The organism is Clostridium lamae (genome assembly GCF_033043255.1).
GTDB classification, from domain to species: Bacteria; Bacillota; Clostridia; order Clostridiales; family Clostridiaceae; genus Clostridium; species Clostridium lamae.
The window spans coordinates 1-1,244 of record NZ_JASCQJ010000085.1 but is presented as its reverse complement, the minus strand read 5'-3'; the positions used below and the strand labels follow the sequence as shown (position 1 = coordinate 1,244).

The following is a 1,244-nucleotide window of genomic DNA, read 5'->3' as shown; positions in this document are numbered from 1 at the left end:
TTTTTTATGAGTAGAATTCAAAGGAAATATAGCAAGGAAACCAAATTAAAAGCAGTTGATATGTACTTAAATCAGCATATAGGAGCAAATACAATTGCAAAGGAATTAGGATTAAGTGAAAAAAAGAGAGTTTACGATTGGGTAAAGAAATATCAAGCTGAAGGTGATAAAGCTTTCGATGTTGAAAATAGAGGAATAAAATCTAAAGCTCAAACTAATGGCTCACGAAGAGGTAGACCCAAAACTAAATTCTCATCAATAGAAGAAGAAGTTGAGTATTTAAGAATGGAGAATGAATTCCTAAAAAAATTGCAAGCTCTGATAAAAGAATAAAACGAAGCAATATCTACAGAATTATATTTTTATTGTCAGAGCGATATTGCATTTCCCGCCTTTGCCTATTGGCAAAAGTAGCGCGTAGCTCCTATTATAAGTGGCTTAAACATAAGGATATAATTACAGAAAAAGATATCCAGGATAAAATAATTAAGAATCATATACTAGATATACATAATAAATATAGAGGAACTTATGGAAGAAAGAGAATATGCATTTATCTTAATAATATATTAGGAATCGATATAAATCATAAGCGTGTATATAGACTAATGAATGAAATGAATATAAAAGCTGTTATACGTAAAAAAGTATATAAGCATAAGTTTAAACCTGCATCAGTAGCGAAGAACATATTGAATAGAGAATTTACAGCTATTAAGCCGTTAACGAAGTTATGCATGGATATAACATATATTCCTCTAGATAAATCTAGTCGTCGATTTTTATATTTGAGCGCAGTAAAAGATTTATATAACGATCAAATTATTGCTTATAATATGAGTACTCGGAATGATGTAAAATTAGTTAGTGATACATTAGAGCAACTATATAATCTACACTTGGAAGAAGGGTGTATATTACATACCGATCAAGGGTTTCAATATACAAGAAAAGAATATTGTGATGATTTAAAAAGGCATTGTATTACTCAATCTATGTCTCGTCGTGGAAACTGCTGGGATAATGCTCCTATTGAAATATTTTTTGGGCATTTAAAATCAGAATTAATATACTTAAGTAAAACACAAGAAATGGAAAAGTTAATAAATGAAATCAATGAATATATTTATTTTTATAATAATGAGAGAATACAACTAAAATACGGCATGAGTCCTATTCAATATAAGTTTCATGCCGCATAAAGAGTCTTTTTTCCTATTGTCTACTTGACAGGGTCAAGTTTA

2 protein-coding genes are annotated in these 1,244 nt (G+C 29.2%); both read left to right on the top strand.

The window, feature by feature from the left end:
• The coding region (locus tag QK892_RS18380; protein ID WP_317274995.1) for a transposase at nucleotides 1-333 on the top strand (333 nt) is incomplete at its 5' end.
• Nucleotides 297-1,202, top strand: coding sequence for an IS3 family transposase (locus QK892_RS18375; RefSeq protein WP_317274996.1), 906 nt, complete (start codon nucleotides 297-299; stop codon nucleotides 1,200-1,202). The genes QK892_RS18380 and QK892_RS18375, both read left to right, overlap by 37 nt.
• Nucleotides 1,203-1,244 lie beyond the last annotated feature (42 nt).